Raw genomic sequence first — 18,191 nt, 5'->3', positions numbered from 1 at the left:
GGCATACTAAAACCCCTCCATCCGTATTTCGGATTTTGGGGTTCAGGTCACTTAGACTTGTGTTTTTTAATTTCATGAATATTTTATAATTTTATTAATAGGGCCTGGTAGGCGTCTAGGATTTCTGGCTCGTAGTCTTGGTTGTTATTTAGGATGACTTCCCCTTCTGCCATCATCTCTGAGATTTTTTCATCTAATTCGTAAAAATCATCTGTTAGATTTATTAAAATTAGATAAGTTGTATCTTTGTAGGATTTTTTGTATACATATACTGAATCATCTAGGAAGATTTTTTCGTAATCTCCTAGACCAAAGGCTGATTCTCTTTTTCTCAGCATGATTAATTCGTTTAGGTAGAAGATAAAGGAATCGGCATCTTTTAGGTAGTCTTTATAATTATTGTCTAGATTTATCATGTCTCCATAATAATTTTCCACCTTTGAAAATCCACCCAGGGCTGTAGGGTCCCATCTCATGGCAAGCTTGCTTGAGAAGTTTGTTTCTCTTTTGATTTTCTCTAGAGCCTGGTCTTTGTCAAGGCCACTTTCTATGAATTTTTCATAGGCTTCTTTGATTTCTGAATCTTTTATCTTTTCTATATCTAGCTCATACTCTGCCTTGGCTTCTATTTCTTCGCCTTGGTAGAAGATTGGAACTATGCCCATTGTTATCATCATTATGGCAAGGGCCTTTGATAGGGCTAGGGTGTCGCCTGTCTCTCCTAGGATTTTATCCATTATTCTTGGGTGAGATGTATTTGTAAGGTCTAGACCATAGTGGATGTCCTTATCCTTTATATTGTTTTGTAAGCTATCTAAGAGCCTATAAAATTTGCCATAGGAGTTTTTTTCTATGAGATCACTTGCCTTTGAATAGTAGACCATATCTAGGAGATTATCATCTTTTATTAAATCTATATCGGCAATTTCTCCTACAAATAGGATCTCTTGGTCAAGACAGATTTGCCTTAGATTTTTGAGGATTTCTTCAAACTTATCTTGGTAGATTTCTTTTAGATAATCTGTTTCTAAAATCCTTATGCCTCTTATGCCTAATTCATGATATTTTTTTATTATTTTTTCAAATTCACCTATGAAATCATCTTGGCCAAAACTATCTATTAAGGCCCTGCTTTCAAAGTCTAGGATTACTTTGATCCTATTTTTCTTTGCCTTCCAATAGAGATTTACTATAGCTTTATCATCCCCTAAAATTGGATTTATTTGATTAAAGTCAGTTTTTCCGTCTTTTTCGCCGAAAATATCGCTTACAAAGACGTAGTTAAAGCCTACTTGGCCTAGGATTGACATTTTACTTGCTAGACCATTCATATCCCCGATTCCATCGTTATTTGAGTCTAGGAAACTTTCTAGATAGACTTGATAATAAGTTGATTTTAGTTCTTTATTTTGCATTTATTCCCTCTTTTTATTTTGCATTTTAAAAGGAAATACAGCTTGACCATATTTCCTTTTAAGATTAAAAGTTTTCTATTTTTTGGAAGCTTGTTTGTCTAAATTCTCCTTGTTCGTCGGCCTTTAGGCTTCCATTATCATAGGTTAATGTTATTGGTGTATCAACATTTACTCCCTTTATGCTTGCTGATACTGTATTTCCATCTACGCTGTAGGAGCCTGTGTGAACTGCCTTATCTATTTGATATACCAAGCTTCCATCATCTCTTAGGGATAGCCTTTGGTTATCAGCTTGATATTCCCCGATGACTCCATCGCCTGTAGCAAAGTGCTTGTTCATTTCTGTCTTATTATCTTGGGTGACACTTAAGCCTTCTAGAGCACTTCCCACATGTGCTAGAACCTTGTCAATGAAGCCGAAGCCTTGATATTCAATTTGATAATACTTATATTCACTTTCTACGAAGAATTTATGGAATATTTGGTTATCTGTTGTAAGTGGTCCTCCGCTAAAGAATTTACCATCTCCATCAGCTTTTTTGCTTACGTTTTGGAATTCTACAAAAGTGTAATATTTGAAGTTACCTTGATAATTAATATCGGCTAGTCTTTCTGATGTGCTTACTTCATAAATTAGGTAGACCCTATTTTTAATCTCTGCATTTTTGTCATCGCTATAGCCAGTAACTGAGCCTAGGTATTCGACATTATCTACATTTATTATATTTTTATAGAGGATTGTCTGTTTTATAAGCTCTCCTGCCTTGTTCTTTAATTCTCCCAGGAGATTTTCATCAAGGCTGCTGGTAGATTTTATGAATTTTGAGTCGCTATCATCACTTGTCTCGTTGCTTAGGCTAGCTGTGAAGGTCTTCTTTGTTGGATTCAGACTTACACCATAGTTATTTGTCATCTGATCTGGACTATAATTAAGTGTAATCTCAATTTCTTCCCCTTCGCTGATTCCACTTGTTTTCGATGGAGATATCTCTACTGTGTGCATGTATTCTGGAGCTCCGTCCTTTAAGCTTGTTATCAAACTTATATCCGGGCTTTGTCCTTCAAATTTTACATCTATAAATTCAAAAGGATCGACACTACCATCTTCATTTTGACCATCGCTTGCCACTCCACCTGCTCCTTCGACTATCACAGGTTTTGAGGCTGATGTTATCTGAACATTGTACTTATCTGATAATTTTATATTATCTAGATTTGCCATAATAGTTATCTCATCACCATTTGATAGGCCAGAATCTTTTGAATATTGGAAGATGACATTATTGGTCAAGTCTTCGGCAAATTCATGAGCTGGACTTGGGTAAGAATCCTTATTATTATTCCTTGAGATATATTTGATCTTATCCTGATAATCTGAAATCAGCTTATCTTTATCAATGCCTGCCTTTGGTATAGCCTGGCCGTCTTCACCCTCATAGGAAATTGTAATATAGTCACTTAGGTTTAAGACAACATCTTCTACCTTATGGAGCTTCATATACAAAAGGCTTCCCAAAAGTGCGACCAATAAGGCTATTACAACTAAGATAATATTCCTATTTGTGAAATATTTCTTTGGATTAAAAGATTCTGAATCTTTTTTAATTTCATCAGCTTTATGGTCTCCATCACTTATCTCTTCAACAGGAACAATACTTTTTTCCTTAAGAGGTCTGGCCCCTGCAGTCCTATCCTTTAAGTCTCCAAGAGATTTTTCCCTATCAAACTTCCTATTTCTATCTTGAATCCTTCTTATACCGGCAGAAACAGTTATATTTGATAGCTTAACAGATTCATCACCTATTAGCCTATCAAGCTTTTCCTCAAGACCTTGTTTGGCCATATTATTATTTTCGTCAATATAAAGGTGTGAATCATCTTTTTTTGCTTCATTATTAAAAGATACCTTTTCTTGGATTTCTTCAATAAGGGATCTTTGGTTGGCTTTTTGCTTAGACTCTCCCAAGTTTTCAAACCTTCTGCTTGACTTATCCATCCTATTTATAGGCTCTTTTTGAGGGCTTGCTTCTGCCTTATTAGCTTTTAAAGGCTCATCCTTCCTAGGACCCTTATCATTTAAATTCGAAGCTTTAGGAGCTTTCTCCTCAAGCTTTGGCTTAGGATTAGCCATATCTTTAATTTTTTTAAACTTTTCTGCAAATATATTAGATTTTTTAACTTTCTCTTTAGACGAGTCAGCACCAGACTTGTCTTCTTTTTCTAGCTTATTGCCGCAAACAGGACAAAATAAGCTATCATCTTCAATATTTGCACCACAGTGGTCACATTTCATATCATTTCTCCTATTTTCCTACATATAATATACTTTTAAAAGTTAAAATATAAACCAAATTAGCTATTAAAAAGCCTTTTAAATGTAAAAAATATTTGATAACTCAAATTTGGGTAAAAATTTACTAGGAGGAAACTATGACATTAACGATTAATATTTTATATAAGGGCAAGGACAGCAAGAAATTCGCCAAGGAAATGACAGAAAAAGGAATAGTAGATAGAATTAGGGCACAAAAAGGAAATATAAAATACGAATACTATCAAAGCCTTGAAAAAGATGATGAGATTCTTCTTCTAGACATCTGGGAAAACCAAGAAGCCCTAAATATCCACCACCAATCACCTATGATGGACGAAATAATAAAATTAAGAGAAAAATACGATATTAGAATGCAAGTCCATAAATACCAAGAAATAGAAGGATCAAATGACGATAAATACATAAGAAAGTAGATTTATAACCATCTTGAATTTATTATCTTTGTATGATATAATATAGAAAAGGTTTACATAGAATTTGAAGAAGAGAGCGATTTATTTTTTATCGCTCTCTTTTTGTCTAAAAAATACGTTACAAGAGTCTATCGCGCTCTTTCTTATAGAGAGGTTTAAAAAGATGTATGATCTAATAATTATAGGCGCCGGTGTCACAGGAGCTAGTATTGCTAGAAGGCTATCTGCCTACAAGCTTGATGTCTTAGTCCTAGAAAAGGAAAATGATGTATCTATGGGCGCTTCAAAGGCCAATTCCGCCATAATTCATGGAGGCTATGCCGAGCCCCATCATGAGCTTAGGGGCCGTATCTGCTATGAGGGCAGGAAAGAATTTAAGAAGCTTGATGAAGACCTAAATTTCGGATTTTTGGAAAATGGATCCCTCGTCCTTGCCTTTGATGAGGAAGATGAAAAGGAACTTGAAAGGCTCATGGCTATAGGCCTTGAAAATGGCCTAGATGATATAGAAATTATTGACCAAGCAAAACTTAAAGAATTAGAGCCAAATGTGTCCGAAAATGCTAGGTCCGCCCTATACTGCAAAGGGGCTGGCGTTTGCTCGCCTTACGAATATGTGATAGCCCTCATGGAAAACGCCATTTCAAATGGTGTTAAGCTTAGTCTTGAAGAAAGAGTAGCAGATATTAGCAAGGATGAGGACATTTTCACTGTAAGGACTGAAGCAGGAAATTCATTTGAAGCGCGATTTGTAATAAATGCCTCAGGTCTTGAAGGAGCTAGAATCTCAAAGATGATTACAGAAACAGATTTCACCATCCATCCAAGGTCTGGCGAATACCTAATCATGCAAAAAGGCACTGGTTCTAGGATAAAGCACGTCCTCTTCCAAACCCCAAGCCCAAAATCCAAGGGAATCCTTGTTACAAGGACCTACCACAACAACCTTCTCCTAGGCCCAGATGCCATAGATGAAGAAGAAATAGATAAAAGCACCCACATAGAAAGGCTAGCTGAAATTTATAAACTAGCTCAAAAATCTGTAAAAGATGATGTAATCAACCTAAAAGAATTTATCAGGTCATTTACAGGCCTAAGACCAGCCTCATCTACAGGGGACTTCATAATCGAAAATACTAAGACAAGTGGCTTCATAAATGCAGTTGGCATCCAATCTCCAGGCATCACCGCCTCCCCTGCCGTGGCAAGAATTATTGAAAATATCCTAAGAGATTTAGGACTTAGCTTTGAAGAAAAAACTGATTTTAACCCTCACAGGAAGGCAATTATTGAGTATAAAGAACTAGAGGCCTTTAACAAAGTTATAAAAAAAGTAGATCTTCCTCTAGGAAATCCAGAAAGGATCGTCTGCAGGTGCGAACAGGTAAGTGAAGCAACAATAAGAGATGCCATGAATCGAGGCATCCCTTGCAATAGCTTTGATTCAATCAAAAGAAGAACCAGGGCAGGCATGGGCTTTTGCCAAGGATCATTTTGCAGATCTAGAGTAATTGAAGTTATGGAAGATGAAGAAGGCAAAAATATAGAATCGGACCGCTTCGACTCAGAGCATTCTGGAATTACAAGAGTCAACAAGGCTGATATAAACAAATTTATAAAAGAAATATCCAACTAAAAAAATACCGGCAAGAAATTTTGTCGGTATTTTTTTATTGAAATTTCATTCTTTATTAAAGTTATTTTTTAAAAACTAGATTGTTTAAATCTTAACTAGCCTTGGATGTGGCTACTACTCTTATTCCTGTGCCTGCTACATTTTCTATTACTGTATCACCTATGGCTACAGGGGCTTTTATGTGTGCCTTGTTTATTTCTTTCATTACTTCCATGATTTTTGCTTTTGGAACACCCTCTTCAGTTTTGACTGATACAAGGTATTCTTTTGCTCCGTCTACCCTTGCTGTAGAAGTTACTGTTCTTACTGGGTTTGTTAGTTCATTTCTAGCATATACTTCGCCTCTCTTGCAAGTATTGCCTGTGATATTTGTGATTTGTCCATCTTCTACTGTAACGCTGACTGTGCAGCCTAGAGGACAATTTATGCAGGTTAATTCTTTGATCATAAGCTCTCCAATCTTACTTCGATTTTTTCGCTGTTTTCATTTAGGTCGCTTTTCTTTATGACTAGATTTTCCATTTCACCTGGTGCAAATACTAGTTTTCTCTTTTGGGCTACTTCTTTTCCGTCTACTTCAAGTACTAGGCGTGATTTTTGGTAGATGTTATTTACCCTAAATCTGATTACTACTTCATCTCTCATTGAGCTTGGAGCTATATATTGAGGCACTGTATAAGTTACTCCATTGCCTGGCCTAAGGTGAATTTTCTTTTCACCTTCTCCTTTAAATTCATCTTTTATGTAGGCTGCTGCGTTTTCTCCAGCTAGTTCACTTTCTTCTGTTACATAATCTACTAGGTCGTGGACGTGGAGGACGTTGCCTGCTGCAAAGACCCCATCTATTGATGTCATCATCCTATCGGATACTTCTGCTCCCTTGGTTCTTGGGTCCATAGTAATTTCTGCATCCCTACTTAATTCATTTTCTGGTATTAGGCCTACAGAAAGTAAGATGGCATCGCATTCTACATATCTTTCTGTGCCTGGGATGACTTTCATATGGTCATCTACCTTTGATAGGTAAACACCTTCTACCCTGTCATCTCCTACTATATCTGATATTGTTGTTGAAAAATATAGGGGAATATCAAAGTCATCTAGACATTGGACAATATTTCTCTTAAGACCTCCTGAATATGGCATAATTTCTGCCACACACTGGACTTTTGCTCCTTCTAGGGTCATACGTCTGGCCATAATTAGGCCTATATCGCCTGAACCTAAGATCACTACTTTTTTACCTGGCATGAAGCCATCTAGGTTTACTAATTTTTGAGCTGTACCTGCTGAATATACCCCTGCTGGACGGCTTCCTGGTATGTTTAGGGCTCCTCTTGGTCTTTCCCTACAACCCATGGCTAGGATTACTGCCTTTGGCCTTATTTGAAACATGCCATTTTCTTCATTCATTAGGGTTAGGGTTTTATCATGGCTAAAGTCCATTACGATTGTATTTAGCATTACATCTATATCACGCTTAGCCACTTCATCTTCAAATCTTCCAGCATATTCTGGACCTGTTAATTCTTCTTTAAACCTATGAAGGCCGAAACCATTGTGGATACATTGGTTAAGGATTCCACCAAGCCTATTATCTCTTTCTACAATTAAGATCTTTTCTATACCACAATCATAGGCCTTGGCTGCTGCTGCAAGGCCTGCAGGTCCTCCGCCTACTACTACTAAATCATAATTTTTCATATAAGTCACCTACTTTACTCTTCCGTCTACATAGTAAGATTCTTTTGAGTTTTTAACTACATCTGACATATCCTCGCCTAGTTCGCGGGCTAAGATTTCCATTAGATGTGGAAGGCAAAATCCTCCTTGGCACCTACCAGCACTTGCTCTTACACGTCTTTTAATGCCATCTACAGTTCTTGCACCTAGAGGCCTATTTATTGCATCTACTATTTCACCTTCTGTTACAGATTCACACCTGCAGATGATTTTGCCGTAGAGTTTGTTTTTCTTAATTAGCTCTGAGTGTTCTTCAAGGCTCATCTCACATGTCTTTGGTATTGGTTTTCTGTCATAGGTAAAGTCTTCGTTTTCTTCAAATCCGTATTTATCTCCTACAAGATCTGCCATGTATTTGCCTATGGCTGGAGATGAAGTTAGGCCTGGAGATTCTATACCCACGCAGTCAAAGAAGCCTTCTTCACTTTCCCCAATTATAAAGTCACCGCCTATTTCGTGGGCCCTATTTCCTGAGAAGGATGTGATTACCATTCTTACTGGTACATCCTTTACTGTGTGATTTGATTTTTCTATAACTTCCTCAAGTCTTTCTCTCGTTGACCTTCTGTCGCCTTTATCATCTACAAAGTCTGATGTAGGTCCTACAAGGGTGTTGTTATCAATTGTTGGTGTAACAAGGATTCCCTTGCCTTTTTCTGTTGGAAGGTTAAACATTACTTGCTTTACAAAACCTGATGTTTCCTTATCTAGAAGAAGATATTCACCTCGTCTGGCCTTGATCTCGTATTTTGTATCAGAAATTTGGTTATGTAGGTCATCTGCATAGAGGCCTGCACAGTTTATCACAGCCTTTGCTTCAAAATCACCCTTGTTGGTATGTAGAATCCAGTGGTCTTGGATTTTCTCGATTTTTTCTACCTTTGTGTTGAATTTATAATCTACCCCATTTATATTTGATACTTCTGCATAGGCTATGTTCATTAAAAATGGATCTAGGATGCCTGCTTCTTCACAATATAGGGAAGCTACTACATCTTCGGTTATGTTTTTTTCTAGGGCTAAAGTCTGATCTCTATTTAGGATTTTCATGCCTTTTACACCATTTTCTAAACCTTGCTGGTATAGGGCTTCTAGCTTGTCTAAGTCCTTTTCATCGTGGCATAAAACTAGACTTCCAATTTTTTTATATGGGAAGGCAAAAAGCTTGCTTTCTTCATCCATCATTTGATTTCCTAAAATATTGAATTTTGCCTTTAGGCTGCCTGGTTCTGCATCATAGCCGCCATGGCAGATGCCTGAATTAGCCTTAGTTGTTTCGGTACATACATCTTCATTTTTTTCTAGTAATAAAAATTCACCTTTTTTCTTTGATAGGTGGGCTGCTACTGACGCTCCAACAACTCCTCCACCTATAATTATTACATCAAACATCTTTGCTCCTTAAAAATCCTATAAAAAAAAGCAAGCAAAAGTAGCTATACTTTTACTCGCTTATCTCTGTTTTATTAACTTACTTTGATTATATCACAATTTTAATTTTCAATCAAATTTATTCTTCATAGTGCTTAGCCCAGTCAAATGACCTGCCGATGGCTCTTTGCCAATTTCTATCCTTCTTATCTCTTTCTTCCTTGGAGATTTGTGGTTGAAATTCCTTATCTACAAGTCTAAACTCTCTGATTTCATCCTTATCCTTATAGAACCCTGTAGCAAGACCTGCTAGGTAAGATGCTCCTAGGGCTGTTGTTTCAAGTGTTTTTGGTCTTTCTACCTTTGATTGGATCATGTCTGCTTGAAATTGCATAAGGAAATTATTAGCACTTGCACCACCATCTACCTTTAGTTCGTGGAGGGCATGGCCTGCATCTCTTTGCATAGCCTCTAATACATCATTTGTAAGATAGGCAAGAGATTCTAGGGTCGCCCTTACTATGTGGTATTTATTTGTGCCACGACTTAGGCCAATTATTGTGCCCCTTGCATATGGATCCCAATATGGAGCACCAAGTCCTGTAAAGGCTGGCACTACATAGCAACCATTTGTATCATCTACTTTTGTGGCCATATATTCTGTATCATCAGCAGCATCAACTATCCTTAGTTGGTCTCTTAGCCACTGGATGGCAGAGCCTGCAACAAAGATTGACCCTTCAAGGGCATAGTCTACCTTGCCTTCTTCAAGGCCCCAGGCAATTGTTGTTACAAGGCCGTTGTCTGATTTTACAGCTTCATCTCCAGTATTCATTAGTAGGAAGGCACCTGTACCATAGGTATTTTTAGCATCTCCCTTTTCAAAACATGTTTGACCAAATAAGGCTGCTTGCTGGTCACCTGCTATACCTGCTATCTTGATTTCGCCATCAAAGTAGCCTGGGAAGGTTGTACCATATACATAAGAAGATGGTTTGACTTCTGGGAGCATGCATTTTGGAATATTAAGCATAGATAGAAGTTCATCATCCCATTCTAGGGTGTGGATGTTGAAGATCATTGTTCTTGAAGCATTTGAATAATCTGTAACGTGTACTTTGCCACGAGTTAGGTTATAAACTAGCCAAGTATCTACAGTACCAAAGAGTAATTCTCCATTTTCAGCTCTTTCTTGGCCGTTTTCTATGTGATCAAGAATCCATCTAATCTTTGTAGCTGAGAAATATGGGTCTACAACAAGGCCTGTTTTTTCTTGAATCATGCCCCTGTAGCCATCTTCAACCAGCTTATCAGCCATGTCTGCGGTTCTTCTACATTGCCAAACGATTGCATTATAAACAGGTTTTCCAGTGTCCTTTTCCCAAACTATGGTTGTTTCTCTTTGGTTTGTAATTCCAATGGCCTCAATATCTTTCGCCTCAATTCCAAGTTTTGCCATAGCCTCAGTGCATACACCTATTTGAGTGGACCATATTTCTGTAGCATCGTGCTCTACCCAGCCTGGATGTGGGAAAAATTGTGTAAATTCTTTTTGGGCGACAGACATTATCTCGCCCTTTTTATTAAAAATTATCGCCCTATTGCTTGTTGTTCCGGCATCTAATGCCATAATATATTTTGTCATAACCAATCCTTACATTTTCCAAATTTTAGTATTTGATGATGATACTCCAATAGCCCCTGCCTTTAGGGCTGCCATAGCATCTTCCTTATCTCTGATGAGCCCTCCACCAATAAGTGGCACCTGGCTCCAGCCTGTAATTTCTTCGATGATTTTAGGCATTATACCTGGCAAAATTTCTAGAAGATCAGCAGAGGTGTTTTTGATTGTATCCTTGACACTTTCATAAGATAAGCTATCCAAGAGAAAAAATCTTAAGACAGACTTAAGGCCAATCTTCCTAGCTTCATAGGCATTTTGTGCCCTTGTTGTAATTATTCCGTCAGCTTCTGTGTATTTTTTGATAAAACTAGGTGAATAGCGAGATGATGACAATCCTTCTATTAGGCCTTCGTGAACAAAGACTATCTTATTCTTAGACTTTAATTTCTTGACTATGGTAGGAAGACTTTCTATATTGCCATATAATACAAAAACTAATTTATTATCTGAATATTCTTCCTTAAGACTCTCTCTTAAGTCTTTACCATCTTTGATAGCCATTATTATTGGATTTTCATATAATTCTTCTCTTATATCTAGCATATCTCTCCTCAAAACACACAAAACGAGCCTAATCTTAATCAAGCTCGTTTCTCTCATCTATTATAACATATTAATATATTATCACATTTGCTAATTTTTTGCAAGTGTTTTCATAAAATAATCTTAGCTAAGAAAAAAGTTCTAACTCTGATTCAGTTAGGTCTCTATAGTCACCCTCACCAAGATATGGGTCAAGCTTTAGATTACCTATGGCTATTCTTTTTAAATTTACAACTTCATTGCCTAGGTTTGAAAAGAGTCTTTTAACCAAGTGGAACTTTCCTTCTGTAACCCTGACAAGAGCCTTGTTTGGCTCTAGGATTTCTAAATCAGCAGGCCTTGCTGTATAATCGTCCTCTTTTATATAGACTCCCTTTTTAAATTCTTCGATAAAGCTTTCATCAATTGGATCTCTTGTGATGGCCTCATAGGTCTTTGTAATATTTGAATTTGGACTTGTTATCTTATGAATGAGTTTACCATCTGTCGATAGAATTAAAAGGCCAGTTGTATCCCTATCTAGCCTACCTGCTATTGATAGGTCATAATCTAGGTAAAAATCATCCAAAAGGTCAATTACGGTTTGATCCTCATCCTTTGTGGCTGATAATACCCCTGCTGGCTTATTCATCATTAGATGGATATTTTCTATATATTCCACAAAATGGCCCATATAGTAGACTTCGTCTACATAAGGGTCTACCTTTGTTGATGAATCCTTCACAGTCTCCCCATTTATAACTAGGGCTCCTTTTTTTGCATTTCTTTTTATATTTTTCCTGGTATCAAGGCCGGTATTGCCTATCATCTTGTCGACTCTCATTTTCTCCCCTTTTCTAGGATATTTGCCATAGCCTGGCTTAGACTATCATATGATTTGTAAAAATCCTCAAGATAGTCCCTACCCTGATCTGTTATATAGTAATATTTTCTCTTAGGACCTATATCTGATTTCCTGTAGGTGCCTAGGATTAGGCCTTTTTTGATAAGCCTAGTCAAGATTGGGTAGACAGTTCCTTCTGTCATATTGTAAAAACCATTTAGCTTGAGTTCTTCGATTATTTCATAGCCGTAGGTTTCCTTATTTTTGATTATATGCAGGATTATCCCGTCGATTAATCCCTTTAGCATTTGCGAATCTATCATTTTATCACCTAGCTATATTGTATTACATAGTAGACTTTTATCAATCTCTTTTGCAAAAATACTTCATCTGACAATACTTGCATTTATCCTCATCTTCGGTCCTTCTTAGGGTGAGGTTTTCATCGATTAGCTTTGCTATTTTGTCAATCTCATTTATATCAAAATCTGTTGGGGCTACTTCTATGAGCCTATCTTCTTCTATAAAATAAAGATACATCTTGCCCACATCCTTGCCTGTGGCCTTGACTAGGTGCCTGTAGGTCATGAGCTGATTTTTGTAGGCTTCGATAAAATCTTCCTTATAGGATCCTGTTTTTATATCCAAAATTGACCCGTCTTTTAGGCCTATATCCACCTTTCCCTGGAGAATATAGAAGTTTCTATCTAGCTTATAATTTGCTTCCACAGAATCTATTTCAAAGTCTCTTTTGGAAAAATTGTCCAAAGGCTCCTTATATTTTGGATTGGCCTTAAGAAAGGCTTCTAACTTTTCCTTATCTTCTGGCCTTAAGGCCATGTATTCGGCAAGCTTATGGGTATTGGTACCAAAAGAGAGGGCTTCTGTCTTTAGGGCTTTAAAATCAAATTCTCTGATAAACCTGTAGGATAAAGGACAAGACTTGTAGACTTCTATATCTGTTGTGTAGGCTAGGGTCTTCTTTTCTTTCTCTTCTTCGCTTCGTTTGAAGTCTATTGTTTTTAAAATAGAACTAGGAGGATATCTTTTTGCAAAATTTGTTAGCCTTACATCTTTATTGTTATCAAGCAAAACCAGGAGGTTTTTGGCCCTAGTAAAGCCTGTATAGTATTTCCTATAAAAATCTTTTACGAAAGTAAAGTCCTTTGGGTCTCTCTTTGCTAGGAAATCATTGGTATTTGCCCTTGGCTTATCATAAAGACCTGATATAAAGACTGTATCAAACTCAAGACCCTTGGCCTGGTGGATGGTCATGAAATTTACCGCATCCTTGTGACTTTCAAGGTCTTTTAATTCTTCAATGGCCTTTGATGAGTAAAGGTGGAAGATATAAGCTTCTACAAATTCCTGGTAATAATCTTCACCCCTATCACTTCCATAAATCTCATCAAAATCCCTTGCAGCTCCTATGAAGGCAGAAATATTTGTAATCTCCCTTAAGGCTTCCATTTCCTTTTCTTCTTTTATAAGAAAGGCCCTAAAATAATCAAGACCTAGAGCTTGGTAGAGGAGATTTGTGACAGGTATATCAGCGTCCTTTTTAGAATCGATAAAGTCCATGATTTCTTTGTTTTGAACTAAAGAAAGATCGTTATTAAGGTCAAAAAGATAATTCATGTAGGCAATTTTTGCCTTGGCATCTCTGCCATAAGCATTGGCCGGGTCTTCATAATATGGACTAAGACCTACTAGCTTCATTAGAATAAAGACAAGGGCTCTTATCTCGCTTCTTTCAAAATATTTTGCAGACTTCTTATTTAAAACCCTTAGGCCATTTGCTTCAAAAAAAGCTTGGAGATTATTTACATAATCATTTCCCAAGGATGGGAATAAAAAGGCGATTTGGCCAAGATTTATATAGGTAGATAAAATTTTTACAACCTTCAATAAATTGCCATATTCATAGGCCCTAGCCCTAACTATTGTATTTGGATTAGATTCCTTAGCCTTGGCCCTGAGATTTTTATCTATTATATCCTTAGCACCCAAGCTTTTAAGCCAAGCACTCGCCCCATCTAGGATGTGTTGGTTGGATCTGTAATTGATATCAAGCCTATAAATATTTGCCCTATAGCCCTTGGCCTTATAGAAATTGTCGCTAAAATTGGTTAAGTTTTTTGGATCTGCCCCCCTAAAGGCATATAGGGACTGGTCATCGTCTCCAAAGACCATGATTTCCTTATCCCTGACTAGCTTAAAGGCAATCTCCTGCTGGATGTGGTTGGTGTCTTGGTATTCATCGACTATGACAAAATCAATGGCAGACCTGATTTCCTCACCCCTTACAGGGTCATCTAAGAGCCTATAAAAATCCCTTAAAATCATCTGGAAATTGACTAGATTTCTGTCTGTTAATATTTTTTCATGAGTGAGGAAAATTTTGCCAGCAAAGGCCTCTTTTGGGTCCTCGCTTGCTAGGAGTTTTAGGGGGTCGTAGAGCTTATTTGTTATTTCTTCGTAGATGTTTTTTATGGCAAAGACGTCGTTGTAGTCTATAAAAATATCATAGTCTGGGATTTTTTTGTAAAGGTCCAGATTTTTTTCAATTATATAGGTCTCCATCACCGTATCAATGATGGTCTTATCTAGGAAATTCTCATCAAGGACTGGGTATTTTTCCATAAAATCAAGTGCCAAGGAGTGGAAGTTTCCTATCATCATATCTTTAAGCTCGGCTCTTATCCCTTCGTTTTTAAATTCAGAAATAATCCTGGTAGAAAGCTCCTTGGCAGCCTTTTTGGTAAAGGTTGTAATTAGAATCCTATTTGCCTGATAGCCCTCATTTTTTATAAGGCTTACTACTTTTTTGACTATGGTAAAGGTTTTACCAGTGCCAGGGCCAGCAATTACTGCAGCAGGAGTTCTGGCCTTGTTTATGATTATATCTTGCTTTTCATTAATCATAGGATCAACTCATAGGCTATTCTCGGCTTTTTCTTACCTTCTTCATCAATTGAAATTTTTCCAATTTCCTTAAAACCAAACTTATTTAATAAGGACCTCATCCTAAAATTATCCTGGTGGGTATCTATCCTTAGGCTATCAAGATTTTGATTAACTCCATACTTTAAAATCTCCATCATAAATCTAGACCCAAGTCCCTTTTCACGACTTTCCACATCTACTGCAAAGGTGTGGATGGTGATGTAATTTTCTCCCTTAAAATTATCTTCAAGGTCTTCATAAGCTGCCTCTTTATCATCTGAAAGATAGGCATAGGCCATAAGATCTCCCTTATCTTCGTAGACATAAGACTTGCCTTTAATAATTTGATTACAAAGAAAATCCCTATTCATAGACCCAATCTGCCATTGGTCTATACCATCTTCCTTTAGGGCTTTTTTAGCATTTTCTATTATGTATTCAATTTTGTTTATATCTTTAATTTCTGCTCTTCTCATGAAAATATTATACCATAAAAGCTTCTTATCGTTGTTATAATCTTGACAGAGTGATATAATTATAAGAGATAAGCAAAATATGAAAGGATAATAAATGTACGATTACTTAATTATAGGAAATGGTATAGCTGGTCTATCAGCTGCAGAAGAAATTAGAAAACACGAAGATACAGCGACTATACTCATAGTATCTGATGAAAAGGGTCATACCTATTGGAGAACAAGGCTATCAGAGCTAATTGCCAAGGACTTTAACGATGATGAAATCCTTGTCAAGAAAGACCCTTGGTATAATGACAGGCGCATTGAGGAAAGATTTAATACAAAGGTTTTAAAAATAGATAAGGACAAGAAGATTGCCTACCTTGAAGATGGAGAAGAAATCGAATATGGCAAGGTCCTAATTGCTACAGGAGCTCATGCCTTTATCCCACCTATCAAAAACGCTGACAGCCAAGGTGTTTTTGCTATAAGAAGCTCAGAAGACCTAGTAGAATTTAAAAATTATGTCAAAGATAAGAAAAAATTAGTTATAATCGGCGGTGGAATCCTAGGACTAGAAGCTGCTGATTCAGCCCACAAGCTAGGCCTTGATATCCTTGTAATTGAAGCCTTTGATTATCTACTAGCTAGACAGCTTGACAGAGACCTTTCAGGCAAATTAGAAAAGGCCCTAAATGAGATGGGAATTGAAACCCTAACAGGCAAAAATACCAAGGAAATCCTAATCGAAGATGGCCACGTTGTTGGAGTAAAGCTATCAGATGATTCAGAAATCAAAGCTGATGCCATCATGATTCAAGCAGGTGTAAGATCTAATATAGAAATCGCCCAAAACTCAGATCTAGCCACAGACAGGGGCATCCTAGTAGGAGAAGACCTAAAAGTAGAAGGCTATGACATCTATGCAGCAGGAGATGTGGCTCAAATAGATAATTTCACAATCGGACTTTGGACTGCCAGCATGGAAATGGGCAAGATTGCCGGTGCCAACATGACTGGAGAACATAGAACTTACGAAAAACCAAAACCATTCTCAACCCTCATGATTGGCGACATCAAGCTATTTTCTGCAGGAATGAATTCTGGCGAAGGAATCGAAGAAGAAAAAATCGAAAAAGACGGAAAAATCTACAAACTCTTTAAAAATGGAGATAAGTTTGTAGGCGGTATCCTTTGGGGAGATATAAAATACCAAATGGATGTCAAAGCTATAGTCTTTGAAGGCAAAGATCCAGCTGAGACAAAACTAGGCGCAGAAATATTTGGTCTTTAATTTAAAAAAATCCAAGATGATCATAAGGATCGTCTTGGATTTTTTCTTGCTTAATTTTATTGATTTGTTAAGTTTAATTTTCTTAAAAGAGTCATAAAGACTGATAGGACAACTGCTACAACAGATGCTAGAACCATGCCTGATAGGTTTATTGACCCAAACTTAATTGATAGGCCTGAAAGACCAGCTATAAATATTACTGATGTTAGAACTAGGTTTATAGATTTTGAATAATCGATCCTTTGATCTACCAAAAGCCTGATGCCGCTTGTACCGATCATTCCGTAAAGTAGGAAGGTTACCCCGCCGATGACATTGCCTGGAATGGTTGAGATGAAGGCTGCAAGTGGTCCAAAGAAGGCCATAAGGATTGAAACTACAGCAGCTCCTCCTATAACTTGGACTGAATAAACTCCAGTAATAGCCATAACCCCGATGTTTTCACCATAAGTTGTGGTTGGAACACCACCTACAAGACCTGAAATGGCTGTAGAGAAGTTATCTGCAAAGATTGACCTGTGTAGGCCAGGATCTTTTAGAAGGTCCTTGCCGACAATATTTGAAGTTACAACTTGGTGGGAAATGTGCTCGCTTGTTATAACAAGAATTACTGGTAGCATAGCAAGGATTGATTCTACTGAAAACTTAGCCAAGTGGAAGTTTGGCATAGTAAATAGCTTAGCTTCAAGAACTGGTGTAAAGTCAACCATATCAAAAAATACTGCTGAAATATAACCTACAATTATGGCAATTAGGATAGGAATTGTTGAGAAAAATCCCTTAAAGGCTACAGAACCAATAATAGCTGTAAGTAAGGTTATAGCAAAGACTATAAAGTCCTTAGAGCTAGCTGTATCTGTCATAAGGTTAGCACCAATGGCACCTCCTGTGACGGTATTGCCTGCAAGCTCAAAACCAATTAAGGCTACAACAGCACCCATGGCAGCAGGTGGCAATACTACATCAATCCATTTTATACCAAACTTATAGATAATATAGGCCATGATACAACCCAAAATTCCGACTACAACAAAGGCACCTTGCGCATATTCAAATCCTTGTTTTGCAATAATAGCTGTACCTGGTGCTAAAAATGCAAATGAGGAACCCAAATAAGCAGGTGCCTTGCCTTTAGTAATAAGTATAAATAATAATGTTCCAATACCATTCATAAGAAGAACGATTCCTGGGTTAATTTGAAATAAAATAGGAACTAAAACAGATGCCCCAAACATTGCAAAAGTATGTTGCAAAGATAGCGGCAATAGTAATTTAGCTGGAACCTTGTCATCAATATGATAGATTTTCTTTTCTTTAGACATAAATACCTCCATAAATTTTTCGAGATCTAGGACCCCAAACTTCCTATATAATACCCAAATAAGTATGCTTTGTCAATGAAGAAAAAGAAAAGTTTTGCAAATAATTTTATAAGAAATTAAGCTTGAGAAAGTAAGGCAGTGAATGTGGTTTAGATTTATTTTAGATAAAAATATGATATAATATATATGTTATCATCGGCCCACTAGG

The 18,191-nt window shown here is 37.0% G+C and carries 15 protein-coding genes; 3 read left to right on the top strand and 12 right to left on the bottom strand.

Going from position 1 to position 18,191, the window contains the following annotated elements:
* Window positions 1–83: 83 nt before the first annotated feature.
* Both ACCQ42_RS08810 and ACCQ42_RS08805 read right to left on the bottom strand, forming a co-directional pair.
* The gene (locus ACCQ42_RS08810) at window positions 84–1,415 is read right to left on the bottom strand and encodes an alpha-amylase family glycosyl hydrolase (protein WP_265238129.1); all 1,332 of its coding nucleotides are present in this window, start codon (window positions 1,413–1,415) and stop codon (window positions 84–86) included.
* Window positions 1,416–1,479: 64 nt separating this feature from the next.
* Window positions 1,480–3,708: a zinc ribbon domain-containing protein gene (locus ACCQ42_RS08805; protein ID WP_410035960.1), complete on the bottom strand. Its 2,229-nt coding sequence runs from the start codon at window positions 3,706–3,708 to the stop codon at window positions 1,480–1,482.
* A gap of 137 nt (window positions 3,709–3,845) precedes the next feature.
* On the opposite strand from ACCQ42_RS08805, the gene ACCQ42_RS08800 reads away from it, so the two are divergent.
* Both ACCQ42_RS08800 and ACCQ42_RS08795 read left to right on the top strand, forming a co-directional pair.
* Entirely contained in the window at window positions 3,846–4,163 is a 318-nt protein-coding gene (locus ACCQ42_RS08800; protein WP_410035959.1) for an antibiotic biosynthesis monooxygenase family protein, read from the top strand.
* Window positions 4,164–4,326: 163 nt separating this feature from the next.
* On the top strand, window positions 4,327–5,799 hold the full coding sequence (locus tag ACCQ42_RS08795) for an NAD(P)/FAD-dependent oxidoreductase (RefSeq protein WP_410035958.1): 1,473 nt from the start codon (window positions 4,327–4,329) through the stop codon (window positions 5,797–5,799).
* A gap of 91 nt (window positions 5,800–5,890) precedes the next feature.
* Here ACCQ42_RS08795 and ACCQ42_RS08790 read toward each other — a convergent pair whose 3' ends face one another.
* From ACCQ42_RS08790 to ACCQ42_RS08750, 9 genes are all read right to left on the bottom strand, one after another.
* Window positions 5,891–6,247 carry a DUF1667 domain-containing protein gene (locus ACCQ42_RS08790; protein WP_265213640.1) on the bottom strand — a complete coding sequence of 119 codons (357 nt, stop codon included), beginning with the start codon at window positions 6,245–6,247 and terminating at the stop codon, window positions 5,891–5,893.
* Window positions 6,244–7,503, bottom strand: coding sequence for an NAD(P)/FAD-dependent oxidoreductase (locus ACCQ42_RS08785; protein ID WP_106460956.1), 1,260 nt, complete (start codon window positions 7,501–7,503; stop codon window positions 6,244–6,246). Before ACCQ42_RS08785 ends, ACCQ42_RS08790 begins: the two co-directional genes overlap by 4 nt.
* Before the next feature lie 9 nt (window positions 7,504–7,512).
* Complete coding sequence (locus tag ACCQ42_RS08780; RefSeq protein WP_410035957.1) at window positions 7,513–8,934, bottom strand: NAD(P)/FAD-dependent oxidoreductase; 1,422 nt, start codon at window positions 8,932–8,934, stop codon at window positions 7,513–7,515.
* Window positions 8,935–9,052: 118 nt separating this feature from the next.
* On the bottom strand, window positions 9,053–10,558 hold the full coding sequence (gene glpK, locus ACCQ42_RS08775; protein WP_265213643.1) for a glycerol kinase GlpK: 1,506 nt from the start codon (window positions 10,556–10,558) through the stop codon (window positions 9,053–9,055).
* Window positions 10,559–10,567: 9 nt separating this feature from the next.
* Window positions 10,568–11,140 carry a glycerol-3-phosphate responsive antiterminator gene (locus tag ACCQ42_RS08770; RefSeq protein WP_199792167.1) on the bottom strand — a complete coding sequence of 191 codons (573 nt, stop codon included), beginning with the start codon at window positions 11,138–11,140 and terminating at the stop codon, window positions 10,568–10,570.
* Between the two features lie 127 nt (window positions 11,141–11,267).
* Complete coding sequence (locus tag ACCQ42_RS08765; RefSeq protein WP_410035956.1) at window positions 11,268–11,963, bottom strand: pseudouridine synthase; 696 nt, start codon at window positions 11,961–11,963, stop codon at window positions 11,268–11,270.
* Window positions 11,960–12,286 (bottom strand): PadR family transcriptional regulator, encoded by a 327-nt coding sequence (locus tag ACCQ42_RS08760; protein WP_199792168.1) that lies wholly within the window; start codon window positions 12,284–12,286, stop codon window positions 11,960–11,962. Before ACCQ42_RS08760 ends, ACCQ42_RS08765 begins: the two co-directional genes overlap by 4 nt.
* Before the next feature lie 40 nt (window positions 12,287–12,326).
* Complete coding sequence (locus tag ACCQ42_RS08755) at window positions 12,327–14,888, bottom strand: ATP-dependent DNA helicase (RefSeq protein WP_410035955.1); 2,562 nt, start codon at window positions 14,886–14,888, stop codon at window positions 12,327–12,329.
* Window positions 14,885–15,385: a GNAT family N-acetyltransferase gene (locus ACCQ42_RS08750; protein WP_410035954.1), complete on the bottom strand. Its 501-nt coding sequence runs from the start codon at window positions 15,383–15,385 to the stop codon at window positions 14,885–14,887. The genes ACCQ42_RS08755 and ACCQ42_RS08750 overlap by 4 nt, the downstream gene beginning before the upstream one ends.
* Window positions 15,386–15,479: 94 nt before the next feature.
* Here ACCQ42_RS08750 and ACCQ42_RS08745 point away from each other — a divergent pair, with 94 nt between their 5' ends.
* On the top strand, window positions 15,480–16,661 hold the full coding sequence (locus ACCQ42_RS08745) for an NAD(P)/FAD-dependent oxidoreductase (RefSeq protein WP_410035953.1): 1,182 nt from the start codon (window positions 15,480–15,482) through the stop codon (window positions 16,659–16,661).
* A gap of 56 nt (window positions 16,662–16,717) precedes the next feature.
* Here the strand turns inward: ACCQ42_RS08745 and uraA are convergent, their stop codons facing one another.
* A complete protein-coding gene (gene uraA / locus ACCQ42_RS08740) occupies window positions 16,718–17,983 on the bottom strand; it encodes a uracil permease (protein ID WP_410035952.1) in 1,266 nt (421 codons plus the stop codon).
* Between the last annotated feature and the right edge of the window lie 208 nt (window positions 17,984–18,191).

It is taken from the genome of Anaerococcus kampingae, from assembly GCF_046365475.1.
Taxonomy (GTDB): domain Bacteria; phylum Bacillota; class Clostridia; order Tissierellales; family Peptoniphilaceae; genus Anaerococcus; species Anaerococcus kampingae.
Note: the sequence above shows the minus strand (reverse complement) of the source record. Positions and strands in the feature narration are given on the sequence as shown.